The sequence below is a fragment of the Bradyrhizobium sp. USDA 372 genome (assembly GCF_053629095.1).
Genome location: NZ_JBRJHR010000001.1, coordinates 5013207 through 5030628, shown reverse-complemented (window position 1 = coordinate 5030628; position 17422 = coordinate 5013207). Strand labels below are relative to the sequence as shown.

General features: G+C 56.7%; 11 protein-coding genes. 4 read left to right on the top strand and 7 right to left on the bottom strand.

Going from position 1 to position 17422, the window contains the following annotated elements:
* Positions 1-144: 144 nt before the first annotated feature.
* The 4 genes from AB7M16_RS23695 to AB7M16_RS23680 form a co-directional block, all read right to left on the bottom strand.
* The gene (locus tag AB7M16_RS23695; RefSeq protein WP_260374193.1) at positions 145-3246 is read right to left on the bottom strand and encodes an efflux RND transporter permease subunit; all 3102 of its coding nucleotides are present in this window, start codon (positions 3244-3246) and stop codon (positions 145-147) included.
* Between the two features lie 692 nt (positions 3247-3938).
* Positions 3939-4790, bottom strand: a complete 852-nt coding sequence (gene panC / locus AB7M16_RS23690) for a pantoate--beta-alanine ligase (RefSeq protein ID WP_453945372.1) — start codon at positions 4788-4790, stop codon at positions 3939-3941.
* A gap of 13 nt (positions 4791-4803) precedes the next feature.
* Entirely contained in the window at positions 4804-5676 is an 873-nt protein-coding gene (panB, locus tag AB7M16_RS23685) for a 3-methyl-2-oxobutanoate hydroxymethyltransferase (protein WP_124163216.1), read from the bottom strand.
* A gap of 3452 nt (positions 5677-9128) precedes the next feature.
* Positions 9129-9437 carry a hypothetical protein gene (locus AB7M16_RS23680; protein ID WP_124163218.1) on the bottom strand — a complete coding sequence of 103 codons (309 nt, stop codon included), beginning with the start codon at positions 9435-9437 and terminating at the stop codon, positions 9129-9131.
* Positions 9438-11639: 2202 nt separating this feature from the next.
* Here AB7M16_RS23680 and AB7M16_RS23675 point away from each other — a divergent pair.
* The 3 genes from AB7M16_RS23675 to AB7M16_RS23665 all read left to right on the top strand — a co-directional run bounded on the left by AB7M16_RS23675 (position 11640) and on the right by AB7M16_RS23665 (position 15470).
* A complete protein-coding gene (locus tag AB7M16_RS23675) occupies positions 11640-13322 on the top strand; it encodes a recombinase family protein (RefSeq protein ID WP_453945371.1) in 1683 nt (560 codons plus the stop codon).
* A gap of 163 nt (positions 13323-13485) precedes the next feature.
* A complete protein-coding gene (locus AB7M16_RS23670) occupies positions 13486-14457 on the top strand; it encodes a DGQHR domain-containing protein (protein WP_124163220.1) in 972 nt (323 codons plus the stop codon).
* Positions 14457-15470: a hypothetical protein gene (locus AB7M16_RS23665; RefSeq protein ID WP_124163221.1), complete on the top strand. Its 1014-nt coding sequence runs from the start codon at positions 14457-14459 to the stop codon at positions 15468-15470. Before AB7M16_RS23670 ends, AB7M16_RS23665 begins: the two co-directional genes overlap by 1 nt.
* Positions 15471-15850: 380 nt before the next feature.
* Here the strand turns inward: AB7M16_RS23665 and AB7M16_RS23660 are convergent, their stop codons facing one another.
* A complete protein-coding gene (locus AB7M16_RS23660) occupies positions 15851-16117 on the bottom strand; it encodes a hypothetical protein (RefSeq protein ID WP_124163222.1) in 267 nt (88 codons plus the stop codon).
* Positions 16118-16473: 356 nt separating this feature from the next.
* A complete protein-coding gene (locus AB7M16_RS23655) occupies positions 16474-16581 on the bottom strand; it encodes a CsbD family protein (RefSeq protein WP_370137847.1) in 108 nt (35 codons plus the stop codon).
* Positions 16582-16951: 370 nt separating this feature from the next.
* Here AB7M16_RS23655 and AB7M16_RS23650 point away from each other — a divergent pair, with 370 nt between their 5' ends.
* Positions 16952-17152, top strand: a complete 201-nt coding sequence (locus AB7M16_RS23650) for a hypothetical protein (protein WP_124163223.1) — start codon at positions 16952-16954, stop codon at positions 17150-17152.
* A gap of 18 nt (positions 17153-17170) precedes the next feature.
* Here AB7M16_RS23650 and AB7M16_RS23645 read toward each other — a convergent pair whose 3' ends face one another.
* Entirely contained in the window at positions 17171-17383 is a 213-nt protein-coding gene (locus AB7M16_RS23645; RefSeq protein ID WP_158670231.1) for a hypothetical protein, read from the bottom strand.
* Positions 17384-17422 lie beyond the last annotated feature (39 nt).

Genomic DNA, 17422 nt, shown 5'->3' with positions numbered 1-17422 from the left:
GGACCACCGACGTGTTCTTCTCAGACCAGATGAGGCGCCCAGCTCGGCACCAAGTGCGCGAAGATCTCGATGCGCCAGGAAACGTGAAGCGGTCCTAGGCTCCTTCGCGCGCCCCACGGAGCAAACCCGGATTGATTTGATGTGTCATTGCCTGGCCATCTCGGCATCAGCAGCGCCGGTGAGGTCGAGCTCGGCGAGGTTCGCGCAGTCGGCGCTCGCGTCGCCACGGTGATCGGACGCGATCGCGACATAGAGCGCTGGAAGCACGAATAGCGTGATCAGAGTGCCCACAGACATGCCGGCGGCGAGGACGAGCCCGATCGAGAAGCGGCTCGCCGCGCCAGCTCCCGTTGCAGTCAACAAGGGTATGAAGCCCGTGACCATCGCCGCCGTGGTCATCAAGATTGGGCGCAATCGGACGCGTGCCGCCAACTCTATAGCCGAGCGACGGTCAAATCTCTCCTTGAGCTGCAGCTCATTGGCGAACTCAACCATTAGGATGCCGTGCTTAGAAATCAACCCAACAAGGGTCAACAGTCCAACCTGGGTGTAGATGTTCATGGTCGCCCAGCCGAAGAATGGCGGAATCAACGCGCCGACCATTGCCATCGGCACGCTGATCATGATGATGAGCGGATCGCGCAGACTTTCGAACTGCGCCGAAAGCACCAAGAATATGATGATGAGTGCAAATGCAAATGTAATGGCGAGTTGATTACCCTCTTGCACATACTGGCGCGCGTCGGCCAGGAAGTCGTGGCTGAAGCCTGCGGGCAGTTTCTTCGCCTGGGCTTCCAGGAAATCCACAGCCTGTTCGATCGTGACGCCGGGCATCGGCACGGCCTGAAAAGTCGCGCAGTTGAGCTGGTTGTAGTGGGTGAGCGCGTTCGGATCGGTGGCGGTCTCGACGGAGACCACGGTAGACAGCGGAAGCATTGAGCCGGTCGCGGTCTTTACGTAATAGCTCCCGATTGCCTGCGGCACCAGGCGTTCCCCTCGGGGAACCTGCGGGATCACCTGGTAAGAGCGGCCCTGCAAATTGAAGCGGTTGACATAGTTTCCCCCAAGCAAGGTGGCAAGCGCATTGCCTATAGTCTGCATGGTGATGCCAAGCTCGTTAGCCTTAGATCGATCAACCTTGATTCGTACCACCGGCTGGTTGAACTCGAGGTCGGAGTCGCTCACCATGAACAGGCCGCTCTTACGCGCGGCATCCTTCAGCTTTGACATCTGCTCGTAGATGGATTGGAAGCCAAGGGTCGAATTGATCACCATCTGCACTGGTAGCCCGTCCGAACCGCCCGGAAGCGGAGGCAAGCTAAAGGCAAACGCGTTGATGCCTTCGATTTTTGACAACTCGGCCTGGACAAGGGACTTCAGTACAATCGATGATCGCTTGCGCTCGTCCCACGGCTTGAGCAACATGCCGGCTAGGCCACTCTGCTGGCCGCTAACGCCATTGAGCACGAAGCTCAAGTCAGTCTCTGGAAATTTCTGGAACGCGTTTTCGAGCTTGGTGCCGTAATAGTCGAGGTAGTCGATATTGGCGTATTTCGGCGCCTTCGTTAAAGCGAATACGATCCCTTGATCCTCCTCGGGGGCGAGTTCTTTGGAAGTGTGCATATAGAGAAAGCCGACGAGGCCAAGCATGGTTAGCGCAAACAGGCCCGTAACCGGTCGATAGTCAAGCGAGCGGTCGAGCTTGCGGCCATACCACTGTGTCATGGCGCCGAACCCACGGTTCACAAATCTTGCAAACCGTCCCCCCTCGGCGCGCTTCAGGAGGAGCGAGCACATCATCGGCGATAGCGTCAAAGCGATCACGCCCGAGACGATCACCGCTCCCGCTAGCGTAAACGCGAACTCGCGGAACAGCGCACCGGTGAGGCCGCCCAGAAATCCGATTGGGGCATATACCGCAGCCAAAGTAATCGTCATGGAAACAACGGGGCCGACGATCTCGCGCGCTCCCGCTGTGGCAGCCTTTCGGGGCGTTGCACCTTCTTCTAAATGGCGGTGAATGTTCTCCACCACCACAATCGCGTCGTCGACTACGAGACCGATAGCGAGAACCATTGCAAGGAGGGTCAAGAGATTGAATGAAAACCCCAGCAACAGCATCATGCTGCAGACACCAACGAGCGACAACGGAATAGTGATAATAGGAATGATGACCGAGCGCAGCGAGGCCAGGAACAGGAAGATCACTAGCACAACGACCACGACGGCCTCAATGAGCGTCTTCTCAACTTCATCGATCGATGATTGAATAAATTTGGTGGAGTCGTAGGCTACTTTCATCCTCAGTGACGGCGGCAGGTTACGCTCGATTTCCGGAAACAGCCCTCGAACGCCTCGCGCTATGTTTAGAGGATTTCCTTGCGGGCTCGCCTGCACGCCGACAAAGACCGCGTGCTCGCCGTTCATCGCGACACTAATGTCAGCAGTCTGCGCGGCAAGCTCCACTACCGCAATGTCCTCCATGCGCACAAAGCCACCGTCATTGGCCTTCACGATCATGCGCTTGAAATCTTCAACACTCCGCAGATCCGTATTTGCCGTGACATCGGAGATAGTGAAATGGCCCTTGATCTGGCCCGCCGCGGCCTGGAAGTTGTTAGCGGCGATTGCAGCCGAAACTTCAGCCGGCGACACGCCGTGCCCAGCCATTTTCGCAGTATCGAGCCATAGCCGCATCGCAAAACTCTGGCCGCCCAGAATGTCTGCCGCAGCAACGCCGTCGACCGTTGAAATAACCGGTTGCACGACGCGTGAGAGATAGTCGGAGATCGCACTTGCCGCCAGTTCCTCGCTGGAGAAGGCGATGTACATGACAGCAGTCTTCTGACCCGTCGACTTCGTGACGACTGGATCGTTTGATTCCTTCGGGATCAGGTATTTGACTGAGTTGACCTTGGAGAGCACCTCCGTGAGCGCTTCGTTGGGATCGAAATTGAGCTTGATGTAGACTTTGATGGTCGAAGTACCAAGCACAGACGAGGAACTAATGTAGTCAACGCCCTCGGCGGACGCGACTGCCTGCTCCAGGGGAGAGGTGATGAACCCCTGGATCATGTCGGCCGAAGCGCCAGGATAGGAAGTCGTAATATTGACGACCGTATTAGATAGCTTGGGATATTGCCGGATCGGCAGTACGGTGGCCGCGCGCAAGCCGATCAGCAAAATCAAGGAACTGACGACGATAGATAATACCGGACGTTTGATGAAAAGCTCGGTAAATGCCATATCGACTCATGTTTCAAGAGTGGGATGCAAATTCGCCGCAACTTATAAAGCGGCAATGATCACCAATGCTGCGGCTGTGCTAGAGCCCCCGGTATGAGGGACGCGCTATCGGCTACTCTAAGATCTCACGTGCTCGCGGATGCGGACGCCCTATCCTTCGCTTCCATGTTCGTCGCTCGAGTGAATGCGCTCTGATGGCTGATCCCCATCTCAGTGATGGGCACCTGCTATAAAGCCCCTCGTCTTCTTAAGTGCAATCGGCCGAAGGTCCGGACTCAAGACTCGTCGCAACACCTGATTGGCACTCAACGAATTATAGCGAGGCAGCAGCTCAGGTTTCGCACTGACCCGCAGACCAAATGATCGAGGTTCGACGTCGAAAGTACAGACGACCTGACGGGTGCTCAACTCTACAAAGGTAAATGGGTGATATAGTCTGGGCTGTAAAGCACTATACCAAGGTTTGTCGAATTGATCGCTGATCGCCGTAGAGCAAAACTCGTGATGTTGCCGGACACAAAGTTTAGGTCCCACAATATTCCGTACGCACCTGCCACCTATCGCTTCGCTAAGTCGCTGAACAAGATCGCCTCGGAGTCGGCCCTCCGCTACCAGCTCGACGCGCCTTTCGGAGATGCTTTGAGCATTTCTTGCCGCTCAATATGCTGCGAACCGTTTAGCCACGCATTGCGCTACCGAGTTGGCAACCCCAGTAGGACGTTGTCGATCAGCCGCGTTGAGCCAACGTAGGCTGCCGCACAAAGCGCCGCGGGGCGCCGCAGTGGACTATCGGCAGTTTTGAGCGTGTCACCGTCGACAAGTTCAAGATACTGCAGTCTGTCAACCGCCTCTAAATGCCCCTTGGCGACCGCAATCAGCTTTTCTACGTTGCGCTCTCCCGAGCGAAATTCGTCGAGCGCCGCGGATAGTCCACGATTGATCGCAAGGGCCCGCTGACGCTCTTCTTTGCTCAGATAGCGGTTGCGACTGCTCATTGCGAGCCCATCCTGTTCGCGAACGGTTCGTACAGTGACCATCTCGATCGGGAGATTGAGATCAATTACCATGCGACGCACGACTGCGCATTGCTGAAAATCCTTCTGCCCAAAAAACGCGACATCGGGCTGCACCATGTTGAACAACTTGCATATGACGGTCGCGACACCGCGAAAATGTCCAGGCCTGAAGACTCCGCACAGAGGTTTGGCGAGGTCGCCCGGTTCAACGAAGGTTTCGAAATGGCTCGTATAGACCTCCTGTGTATCCGGCGCGAAGAGGATCGCAACACCGCCATCACGGCACAGTCCCTCATCACGTAAAAAGTCGCGCGGATAGCTACTGAGATCCTCGTTTGGTCCGAACTGAGTGGGGTTGACGAAGATGCTGACGACGGTGACGTCGCATTGCGCCTGGCTCGCCGCGATCAGCGCCAAGTGGCCATCGTGGAGATAGCCCATTGTCGGCACCAATCCGACCCGTTGATCGGCACCGCGGGATTTTGCGAGAGTACGGCGAAGTTCAGCGACCCTCGTGATTGTTTGCATGTGGAGCTCTATATCAAGTTGGGTTGGAGGGCGCCCAGTTGGTAATTGCTTCTTCGACGCCTTCGGGAAGCCTATAGGACTCTTGCGGTCCCGGGAATGCACCACCGCGGACATCCGCGGCCCAGCGCGAAAGCGCATCATGCAACTGCTGAAAGCCTTCTGCATAGGCGCGAACGAATTTGGGGCGATGACCTCCAGTGAGGCCCAGCACGTCGTGAAACACGAGTACCTGGCCTGAACAGTCCGGGCCGGCGCCGATCCCGATCGTCGGTATTGTCAAGGATTTGGTTACTCGAGCAGCAAGCTCGGCCGGAATGCCCTCCAATACCAAAGCGAAACAGCCGGCCTCCTGCAGACGGTGAGCGTCATCGAGCAAACGCAACGCTTCATCCGCTGTCCGACCCTGCACTTTAAAGCCCCCCATGACGTTGACGCTCTGGGGCATAAGACCGAGATGACCCATCACAGGAATCTCGCAATCGACGAGGGCCCGTACCATCTCGATTCTCTTGCCACCGCCCTCGAGTTTCACCGCAGCTGCGCCTCGCTGCAGGAATCCGCCGGCATTGCGTATGGTTTCCTCGACGCTGACGTGGAAGCTAAGAAATGGCATATCGGCGACAAGTAAAGCACGAGGCTTGCTGCGTACCACGGCTTCCAGATGATGGTTCATCATCGCAACGCTCACTGGAAGCGTATTTTCGAATCCAAGGCAAACGTTACCCACACTGTCGCCGACGAGAATGATGTCGACGGACGGATCCGCGATACGCGCCGCAACCGCGTCGTAGGCAGTCGTCATGACGAGACGCCGAGCGTCCTGCTTCCACTGCTGCAGCATGGGAATTGTGATGCGATCGATCGGCTGCTCGGAAACGTGGCTCATTTGGACCTCAGTTCGATTTTGCGGTGCGAATGTGGCAAAGCTTGAACTCCGCTTAACTCGCCGACGATTTGGAAGTCATAGCTACCCACACCGTTCGAAATGATCGAATATGCCGGGCGATCAGTAGTCTGGTTGCTGCGAAACGCAAGTGAACCTCTTCCGCTTCAACTCAACTAATTTGCTGCTCATCCAAGAAGGAGAACAGCAAACAATGAGTTGGTCACGGGATTGGCAGATCCGCGCAACAGCAGCGTTGAGAGCACAGCAACGCGAGCGCCTACGCTGAGAAATGCTTAGCAGCGTATACTGTTCTCATTTGAAGAACGTTCAGCCTTCCGCACACACGGTACTTCCTTACGGAGCGTGGAGGAAAATTGTCAACTTGCGGAAGAGAAAAAGAAATCGACGGCTCAAAAATGGCCCGCGGATGGATGAAAATCCCTTTGGTTGCGCCATCATCGCCGGGAGACTTACTTGGGTTGTCTGTTGGGTATGCGGGCGTGGGTCGGCCTCCGCCGATTCGCCGACCGGCTGCCGCGGTCGGCGACCTATCCGGTCCGGTCTAGAGCAGCTCATCGGCTGGATCGACGATGTGCAGTGTAGAATTCCTTGAGGTCCGCCGAGGTGACGCAATACTGCGGCGTGACTAAGATCGTGTTTCCAAGCCAGCGCAGCAGCAGATCTCGATCGCTAAAGAGCCCCTATGAAGCTTGGTGCCGATTTGCTCGAGGCCCAGGCGTTCGCACGCTTTGCGGGAAGCAGAGGTTCGTAGCAGGGTCCGTTGTCGGTCGTGACCTGCTGACCTTGACGCCGATGCTTGTGGCGTCGCCGCCTTGAGGAGGGCCGCGGCGCAGCCCTGCCACTCGCTTCGCCTCGCTGAACGTATTTCGGGAGGCATCCTCGTTCAGACGTCAACATAATCCCGGCCAGGTTCTTCGCCGCGTACCCGGAGGCTGCTCTTTCGAGTCCGACCACCATTGATCGATGGTCTACACGGTTGGACTTGCCCATCTTTTTGATAGCGACGTGTCAGCTCACCGGGACGTTCACGTCCATAGCGCCGCACCGGCTCGGCCGGGTCAAGCCGCGCAATCGGCGTGGCGCGGCCGTCGCACTCCGAATTCGGCGCGTGTGGCAGGCAGAGCTTGGCGTTGAAAGAGCCTTGTAGAGCGATCACGCTCCATCGACGCCTGCCCCTGCGGAACGCTTGACCCACTTGGTGACGGTCTTGGCCGAGCTATTGAATTGCAGCGCGGCTGGCCTTTGTCAGGCCACTACGACCCCCCTCGGCACCATGGCTTCCCGATCTTTCGGCGTCAGAGCCGCGTCCTTATGGGTGCCTATCGATCCTCCACGAGCGGGCTAAAGCTTCGCCAAGTTCAGCTTCCTCGTTCACGAGAGGTTGGACCACTTACCGAAAGCTCACACTAGTGGTCTCACAGACATGCTACCCGAACCGGCTGACACCCATGCGCCCCCTCTAAAAGCGCGCGTATGCGCGCAGCGATCTGCCGTGCTTCCTTCGGCCGCAGGTCGGGTTTTATGCAATCGAGTATGGCTAGCATTGCCTGAACTTCATCCATGTTCAATGTGGCGAGCTTGCGATCTGATAGTCCCAGAGACTTATCGGCGGCACGGACCTGATTGGCTACAAGCACCGCAAGCGCTTGCGACCGCAGGGACGTGATATGCTGCTCGAATATGTGCATTTTTGCCCTGTAGCTGCCCTATGGGCATGGTGTCGCAAGCGCTGGTGGCCAACCCGGTCACAAAGACTGGGGCTGGCCACCTTTGCTCCCATGAGGCTCAAATTCTCAAGGGCGACCTAGTTATATCTTCGAGAAGCAACGAAGGGCACCTACCAAAATAGATCGGTCCCATCTCATCGGCGATTCTTTAAGCTGGGTCTTTACCTTGAACCAATTGGAGACACCAGCATGACCCGACACGTGGGCGTTCCTAGAAAACCGTGCATAAAAAACAATGACAGGCCAAACGCACATGAGAGGCGCAAGAATGTTGGCAGAGTAAGGCCAGACGAAGCGCGATAGAATCAGTCCATTGAGAAGATTATCCGAGACCTTGAAAGCCGCGACGGGGAGCACCGCGTTGAAGAATCGGACGACGCTGTCGGCATCGTCGTCGCCACACACGGCAGACACAATTGCATCAAGACAACAGCGGACCGGATTTAGCCAGGCAATCTCCTTTCCCTTCCTGAGTGTTGGCGAAGATTGATCGGAAGCAGTGCGGGCGCGACTCGGCGCCGCTTGGTTGCGCTGGAGCAGACGCTGTCCCTACCCCGCCCGCACTGCCAGTTGAACTTAGCAGAACTTCAATCAGCGCTTTTCCCCGACGCATACACAGGGGCAGCGCTTTCCCTGCCACCCAGCTAACTGCTCCAAACTGAGCTTCAAGCGGCGCAAGAAGCTGATTGCTTGCAGAACGAGCAAAATCGGCAGAAGGAGAACTAACCCGCGAGTTGGAAGCATTGCGGGCGCGCTCGGCGCCTGGGGCATCATGAGGCACTATCCTGCCGCATCCGCAGTGCAATGAGCTTAACGGAAGCGTGACTCGGCACATGGTGGTCCTTCAGCTCATGCGCTGTCCCTGCCACGCCCCCGTTAAACCCAACGATTCTTTATCGGGGCTGGCTTACCGAAAGCTGACAGACCTGCACAATTTACAAAACGAAAGGCGACCCATGTGGGCGGGCCGCTTGCCGTTGGCAGCGATATCGCCGTTTACGCCTCAGATAACAGTCATTCGGCGCGCTTGCGATCAGCGGCACCCGCATTGAGACTACGCGCCGGATTGACACTCAGCCAATCCACTGCACGTTTGATGACTGATCGGCCGTATGACCTCACGCCCCCTGGCTCGTGGGCTCTTCGACCATGCAGGATTGGCCATTCGGATTGCGCATCAGTTGCTCTCGAATTTGAATACGTCGCGCCGCTTACCGGCTCGTGCTCCACGCTGGGTTCGCGTGGGGAGGACGATTGGGCTCCGATTCGTCAAAATGCTTAATGAGCTCGATCAGCCTATCTCCCAGTAATGCGCGAAAACTAGACGCAATTAGCGAGTTCGAGAGAAAGCAGCGCGGATGCGACTCGGCGCCGATGTCCACCGGGGAGGTGGATAAATGCGCTATCTGCCGCATCCGCTTCGCCGGAACGCTAGTCAGCCTCGGGGATCACAAGGCTAACCCGCCCGGCTTTCCCGTGAGGCCCGCCGCCTCAGGGTACAGTGGGACTTTAGCGAGAGAGCGGCCTCGGGTGACCTACCAGCATTGGTAGTCATGCACAGCACGGCGGCGCAAATGGGCAAGCACACCACGTTGAACCACCTTGCATGAAGGCAGCACGCTTCGCGCCGGGTTCGGCGGTATCGGCCGCTCCGTAACGCCGTTATCCAGAGCGTCTCTGCGGATAAGCACTGGAGCTCCCTCACTACGCCGCGGCCTTTGTCGGGCCGATATAGCTCCCGGCGCTGTTCGCCATTCTGGCGAGCTTCTCGTTGCCCAGCGCCTCTACGCGCCCCTTGCTTTGCGAGAGACCAAGGTGTGGCAACCACGGCTTCCGGCGGCGAGCGTTCGCTTCGAGGCGTTTGTCCCTCGGGCTAGCGTCTGCGGCAGGCTTCCTGCTGTTTATGGAGCGCAGTTGCGCGATGAAGTTCGCGGCGAACAGCTCGATGTCAGGCAGAGCCTTTGATTTTTTAGAGAGGCGCAAGCGTCTGCATGCTTTTCTTTCACTAAGCATCGGTCAATTCCTTCTCTCGCGAGCGACCAAACGGGTTCCCGTTCCCAAAGATGAAACCACACGAGCAACGCCATGACGGGCTATGCGTGCCGCAATGCAGTCGCGCCTTTCAGTCAGCGCGTGGCTCCGAATTCCCGCAGGATCCTTCGCGATGGACCCCGAGAATTCGCGCGGCCTCAACCTGTGAGGCTGCGAGGCGATCAGCGTTGATGTTATCTGTGCTCAGCATAGCTTTGAAATTCGCGTCTGCCGGTTCGTCAACGGCATGCCACCATTTTGCTTCGCCGAGACACGGCGGAACAACTCGCAACATTGGAAAGCGTGAATGTGCGGGATCGGCTGCGAAAATACGCGCGGAAGAGAAGTGCTGCCGCCGTCGTCGAGCGACCTGCCATGATCTGTTCGGCGAGGACGATCGGAAAGGACCTTGTAGCTGCGCAATGCTCAGGTAGACCATCTGATTTGCGCGTTTGCCTCTTCGCTCTCGCCAAAAATCTCGACTCATCTGCGATATCTAGTACGCGCGGCAAAGATTCCTCGCCTGCCGAACCGCAATGGGCGGCGTTTGGCGCACCAGCATTGGGCCTCCTCTGCAGCTTAAGCGAGGTCAAGGAAGCTATGACCTATCGGATCTAAGAGGGCGCAAAAGACGTCGCTGATCGAGATCAGAGAAACCGTCCATGGTGACAAAAGCGATCTCAGCGGCGCTCCGGCATGGGCAGCCGCCTCGACTCATGCTGACGCTTGCCAAGGAACGTGTCCGTCCGCTATGCAGCAGATCGCGAAAGCATCTCAAGGTTCTGGCTAACTGCAATCGACGAGCAGGATCGGGCATGGCTCACCCGTTAGTGTGTCGAAGTATTCCGAGGCCCAGAAGGTCTAGAATTAGAGGGGAGGCAGCGCGGGCCGGGCGTCCGCGCTGTTCAAAGCTCTGAAACTACCAACTCCGCGCTGCCAGCGGAGTTAAATGACGTGTGACTCGGCGCTCGTCGGAGAGGCCCTTGGAAAGCGCTGTCCCTATCACGTGCGCCACTAACTTCGCTCGCCAGCGTCGCGGTACTGCAACGCTGCCGCCTCGCACCCTTGGGGCGGCTGCCCCGAGGGCGCCCTGCCTTCTATCGTCGAGACGTCCCGCAAGGCACCTGCCAGATTTGGTAGGTTGAGCTGTCTTACATGGGAGAAACTGAAGCGTTGTGCCGACCACTCCTGCCCCCCGCGCCCAATCCTGAAGCCGCTTATCGCGAGGGAGCAATTATGAGCTTCTGGCTTGTGCACCGTAGCAACGCATCTGATTCCCGACCCCGCATCATTGGAGCGCGCGTGAAAACACCGGCCATCTCACGGGAATATCAAAATGTCAGAACCTGAAGGCATTTCGCAGAATTCGCTACGTATGCGCGTCCTTCATCTGAGACAAAATTCGGCAGACGATCGTACCTGGCCATATGCTTATTGCGGTTGCGCCAATGCCGTATGAGAGTCTTTCTAAATGGATCTTCGAAACCGGTTCCACATGGCAGCTGACAGATTTGATGGGTAGGCTCCCCGTCACACGACGTTAGCCATCAGGAGTCGCAGCAACATGCGCACGAGGGTCGTGCGCCAGCGAAGCGCATCGATTTCGTCAAAGATGCAATATCCAGGCCATAGGTCGAGCCATAGCAGTCTGTCTGATGGTTGCGAGAACCGCGAAGGCTATTTCCGCTCGCTGGGTAGACCTGCCTAAGGACGATTGAACCATCCACCGCCTCCTCGCCCACGGTCTAGCTAACGGCTCCAATCAGGCCGAACTGGTGGCGAATTCGACAGCTGGAATAGAGTCCTTTGGCGAGGCCCGGAGTTTCCACTTCGGTATTCGCTAGATGGGAGAGGTTGTGCGCTTCCCAGCAGTATCAATTCCATGCACGCAAAGCCGTTCGCTCCTTGTCCTTTTCTTCGCCTAGGCATCCAATTTCACGACGAGTTCATAGCGGCCGTTGCACTTAGTCATCATCCGAGCAGGATGCTCGAGATGATCAGTTCCCCCCACGTCGTCTTGTCGACTGACGCCAGCGTAGGTGCGTGCACCTCGTTGAGCTGCGCGATTGCCTAGAGGTTCGATCGTGCGGGAAGCCGATCGCAAATTTTCCTTGCAGGCGAATCCAGATAGGGCGATCTTACGCCTCGCGCGAGTACTTGCCCGTGTGGCCGCGAGGGAAGATCATGAAAGACAGCTCATCGAGCGAAGCGGGGAAAAGAGCGACGATCTATGCTCGATTCTCAACCGATCTTCAGAACGAGCGATCGATTGAGGATCAGCTTTCACTTTGTCAGAGCTATGCCGAGCGCGAAGGATTAATTGTTGTCAGTACCCATGAAGATCGGGCTCGTTCGGGCGGGTCTGTCATGGGCCGCGAAGGCCTTCTACGGATGTTGGACCAAGCGCGGGAGAGATCCTTTGACGTGGTGATCGTCGAAGCGCTCGATCGCCTCTCTCGCGACATGGAAGATCTGGCTGGCATTCATCAGCGGCTGTCATTTCTCGGGATCGAGATCCGGGCGGTCCACGAGGGCGTCGTTAACACCGTGCTGGTGGGCCTTCGCGGCTCGGTCGGACAACTTTATCGCGAGGACAATGCGCACAAAGTGCGTCGCGGCCAAGCGGGGCGGGTCAAGCAAGGTTTGGCTGGCGGGGGCCTGACGTACGGATACGCAGCGGTACCTGGAAGAAGTGGTGAACGAGTGGTTGTCGAGGCCGAGGCACAAGTGATCCGGCGCATCTTTCAGGAATACGTGGACGGTCGTACGCCTCGGGAAATCGCGCATGATCTCAACAACGAGGGCGTACCACCTCCGCGGGGGCGAGGCTGGAATGCGTCAACAATCAATGGCAATCATGAGAGGCGCGCCGGCATTCTGCCAAACGAACTTTATGTGGGGCGCCTTGTCTGGAACAAAGTCAGGATGGTGAAGGACCCCGACTCGGGAAAACGCCTGTCACGACCAAATCCGAAGAGTGGCTGGCAGGTGGCTGAAGTGCCGCATCTTGCAATTGTCAATCCAGAGCTATTCACGGCTGCTCAGCAACGCAAGGAAGAGCGCGGTCACATCCACCCCAGCCACCAACGTCGGCCTCGTCGGATGCTATCCGGACTGCTCCGGTGCGGCTCATGCGGTTCGGGTATGGCAACTAATGGACGCCACAAGTCAGGCCGCATTCGTATTCGCTGCTCTGCGGCGAAAGAGAGCGCCACATGTTCTGATGCCAAGACCTTTTATTTAGACGCGGTCGAAAGTGCGGTCCTCAGCGGGCTCAGGGCCGAACTGCGTGCACCGACGGTTTTTTCGGAATACGTACGAACGTATCTGGAGGAGCGGAAGCGCCTCCTAGCTACATCACAGGCAAAGCGGCACCGCCTTGAGCAGCAGCTAGGGCAGTTGAGTCGAGAAATCGAACGACTGGTGGATGCGATCGCAAAGGGACATGGCGATCCGTCCGTGCTCGGGCCGCGATCGACTGCCTTAGATGCCGAACGAAAGCGGATATCTGAGGAGTTACAAAGCGAACCACCCGCTCCGATCGAAATTGCGCTGCATCCGGCCATCCTCAAACGATATGAGGAGCAACTCGGTCGGCTTGAAGAAGCACTGGGTAAAGGTGTCAGTGCGGGCGACGGAGAGGCCGCAGAAGCCATTAGAGACTTGGTCGAGACGGTCACCGTGTTCCGCAAACCGGAACGCCCAGGTGGTTTAGCCGTCGAGATAGCAGGCCGGCTAAACGCCCCGCTCGGAGAAAAGGCCTATCCAAACAGAGTCAAGGGAGTGTGGGGAAAGGTGGTAGCGGGGGAGCGCTACCTACGTTCCCCCCGACACCTTTCCGCTGAGTTTATGGTTTCCGTGGCCTAGCCTTCGCTTGAGCAAGTTACTTCAATTGCTTAACGATGGTCCCGAGTGCTTTTGGAACTCTTCTGCTGCATAGCACCCTGAACAAGATCGCGGATAAGTTGCATCACTTCTATTCACCGGCCAGAGGAGATGTATGATCTCGGGGGTTGGCTGTGGGGCTTGAATGACACGCAAATCTTATCCCGGACTTTTGCTCAATCAAAATAAGCATCGATTTTATTTTGCAACCATTCCGGTAGACGACCTTTTTCCTAGCTGTTTTGTCGCGAGAAGGGATGACGACCCGCTAACTGGATTTCAGCGGTCCCTCAATGAAGCACGAGCCGACGATATTGCTAAGTATCTCGCCGATGGCTCCGGATCAATTCCAAGCAACATCGTTTTGTCTGCCCAAACGGGTGCAGCTTTTCGATACATGCGCCGAACGAAATCTATTTCGTTCGAGCCAATCAAGAAGGCTTTCTTAGTTCTTGATGGACAGCACCGGCTTTGGGGTTATCACAAGTGTCGGGTTCGGCACCGTGTGCCTGTTGCTATCTATTCGGACCTTTCGCCCGCCGAGGAAGCAAAACTATTTGTGGACATCAATACAACACAGCGAGGTGTGCCAGCGGCGCTGCTGCTTGATATTAAGCACATCGCTCAGTTGGAGTCCGACAAAGAGCAAATCCTTAGAAGCATCTTTGACCGTCTAAATCGGGATGCTGAAAGTCCACTTGCTGGACGGCTTAGTCCTGCCAAGAGCGCGACCGGAAAAATCTCCCGCGTCACCTTCAATCGTGCAATCGGGTCGAGTTTAACCGGAGGTGTGATGTCCGAGACAGGAGACGACCAGCGGTACAAGCTCATCCGAAATTATCTAAACGCATTCGATGCGGAACTGGAGGATAGCTCTCTCCTGACCCGGTCAACTTTCTTCGAAGCGATTTTCAACATCTTCGATCAAGTCATTCAGACCGCGATTTCCACCTCGAAAAGCGCGAAGCCAGAAGCCATTCGCAAAATCATAAGACCGCTTGCGCGTTTGAGCTATCGGGGCTCGGGCGGGCAGTCGCTCCTTGACAAGAAGGCGATGACAGAGCTGATGCAATCTACGTTGAGAGCTAAGACGCCTATTAGCAACGAGATGCTTTAATGCTTCCTCAAGGCCCTGCTTGGCAGAGCCTTCGGCAGCAAGCGCTGATGGTTGTGCCCGAGAGAACGGTAGTACTAAAAACTAGACCGACGACGGTGCGGGAATGGCTATCAACCGGAGCCTTCGTTACGGCTGCAACCTCGCGCCGAGAGTTCCTCCTTTCAGCTTCCCATGTCGAGATAGCCGCTGCCCTTCATTCGGAAGTAGCGTTCTACCTAGATCACGCTGCGGAACATTCGGTTACGCTGCGAAACCAATTGGGTTCAGGGCGTTGGTTTAGCACCGGTTGGGTATGCGTAACTTTCTACTATTGGGCGTTTTTTCTCGCTCTTAGCCTAACGCGCATGCTCGGGCGAACCGCGGTATTTTTGGAAAAGCCACAAGTTCAGTCGCTTCATACGTTATCTGCGATGGCATCCCCCTCACCCGGAGCAGGCGCGTTTGTCATGGAGTGCTCGCCATCCAACACGTTAGCCTATGCCGATGTGAAGCTGACGAAATCCAGCCAGACCAGGGTACACAATCTCGTTTGGCAGTTAGTCGCCGAAGAAATCGCTAAACTAGCAAAACTCACGATTTCCGGCGATGACGAAGATCGCCTTTACCTTGCGCTTTTGACCGCTTTTGATTTTCTCGGAAGCGCATGGCCGTCGGACCTAAGGAATGCGGTGAACTACAGGCCGGGTGAAGGCTATTCCGCTGGTCGCGTCGCAGGCAAGATAAAGGCGTTCGCAGCAGTCAAGGTTGATCCGCCCACTAGCTTCGACGCAAGCTTAGGACGACTAGAAGACGCAATCTCCTCGATCTCAAAATCTTCGACCGTCGTCGATGACCTAAACCTGTCGTCAAAAATTCTTCTTGAAACGACGATCGTGCTCGATGCTCTCTGCCATACACTTCATTCCGAAGTGATAGCGCGAAGGCGTCTTGACATTAGATGGCAAAATGCCCGCAGCACATTTCTTAACCGCCAATTTTCTTTGTATAACGAGCCTAAGTGGCCTTTTGCCTGATCCAAGGGCTTCGGCCTCTCATTGAGAGCAAGGAGCTGCACTCAAGGGTAATTAACCAAGCCGCCATCCTCGCGCCCTACTGGCGTGGTCGGTGTCCACATCGGCAACTTGCAGCCGAGCCGGCGACTTCCCGGACTATCCCGCGCCCGCGACGCGCAACATCGAAGGTGGGAGAGATGATAGCGCTGATGCACTTGGGGCATGCCACCGTCGCCGCGGACACCCGGCCAGTTCGCTAACTTCAGCAATCATCGTCGCCGCAGAGGCACGCGCCAGAAATCCACTGGTCGAATGCCGGCATGGCAAACAAAAAGTCGCGCCGACAGGATGGGCGCGACTTTTCTCGAATAGCCAAAGACGTTCAGGAATGATGCCCTCGACTATTTCTCTTTGATGACAGTCGTGCTGCCGCTACTGCCAACCGTCCCTTCCTCGCAGACTTTGGTCTGCTTGATGCGATCTTCGGCTTCCACGCGGCTCTTGAAAGCCAGCGGACCGATCTGTGTTACGACCTCCTTGTCCGCCGGACGTGTGGTGGTAACGGTGCATTGGCGGTTCGGACCCTGCACGACATAGTACTCATCGGCCAGTGCCGGGGCGGCGCATCCGATGATTAATGCGCCAGCAAGAAGAAGTCTTGCCTTCATTGTCGCCTCTCTCTGTTCAAGTGCTGCCGGCCGGCGCGATCAAGCAACCGTCACGTGCTACCGCGCACGCGACCGCTCATGCTCCTCCTGTCGGCGGCTCTGTAACTCATTGCGGACTGCAAGAGTTCCGAAAGGCCACGTCCTCAGAACGAAGCCTTGGAACGAGGTGAAGGTGCCGCAACGGCCAGTTGTTGGATGATGTGCTCAGGTTCTGATGGCCGCTGCATTTGCGCGCGCTTTCTTTCTAGAAGCACAAACAAAAGCCCCCCGGAAGGAGCGGCGAGCGCTAAACCTAGATAATGAGCGGAACTCACTTCTTCATGGCGTCTGCTGCGTCTCTCGCCGCATCCTTAACGTCACCTGCGGCATTGTGCCTTGCCTTCCATTTGCAGGTCCTTATCGCCGCTTAGCTTACCGGCGCCTTCCTTAATGCTGCCCTTGGCCTTATCAGCAGCACCTTTCACATGCTCGCGCGATCCATAACGCGCTCCTTAGATCTGGATGACACCCAACGCACCAGAAAGTGCAACGTTCCGAATAGTGCTGGTGAGCAAAGCCAATCGGCTGAGTGGACCTCTTATGCGGCAATAGACTTGACCCACGAATGTTCGTCCTCGGTGGCTACTTTTGTAGCGCCGTGGCACTGAGGGTGTGCAATCCCGAGGCGAGCGGTCAGGCGCAAAGGACGTTCCACCGCATCTTTGCTGGTGAAGCAGAAGTCGCGGGGCGTTGCACATTTGCAACCCGCACGGCCATTCGAGGTAGTAAGCTGACCGAGCAGAATGACTGAAACATACTTCGTGTTTACTTCGATACAATCAGCGGGGGCGGAAAGTGTTTGATGTCTATCGCAATGGCAAGCGGGACTTGCTCGTTCTAAGCACAGGGGCCGCGATACCCGGCGCTTACTCTGCAAATAATTGGCGCAAGAGCAGAAAACGAGTTCTCAAAGTCAGCGACGAGATCAAGTCAGCCGTTCAAAGACAGGGCTATTACGTTCGCAGCTTGCGGGTCACCAAGGAGCGGATGATCTAGGTCGAGCAGGTCGGCGGCTTAGCTCGTCGCCGCACCATCCAGCTGCGCCAGCCCAGCCTCGATCACGAGGATATCTTCCTCGATCTGCTGAATGGTTGTCCGGCAGTCAAAGTCGGTGCGTGCCTTCAGGTCCACGGCCAGCTTCCGGCGCTGTATGCGCAGATCGTCGAGAGCTCTCCTGTCATTGAGGCGAACGTAAGCGTCTACAATAAGTTCGATTGCGCTTGGCATCCCCGATCCTAGTCTCAATGAACACCCGCAACGCTTAGC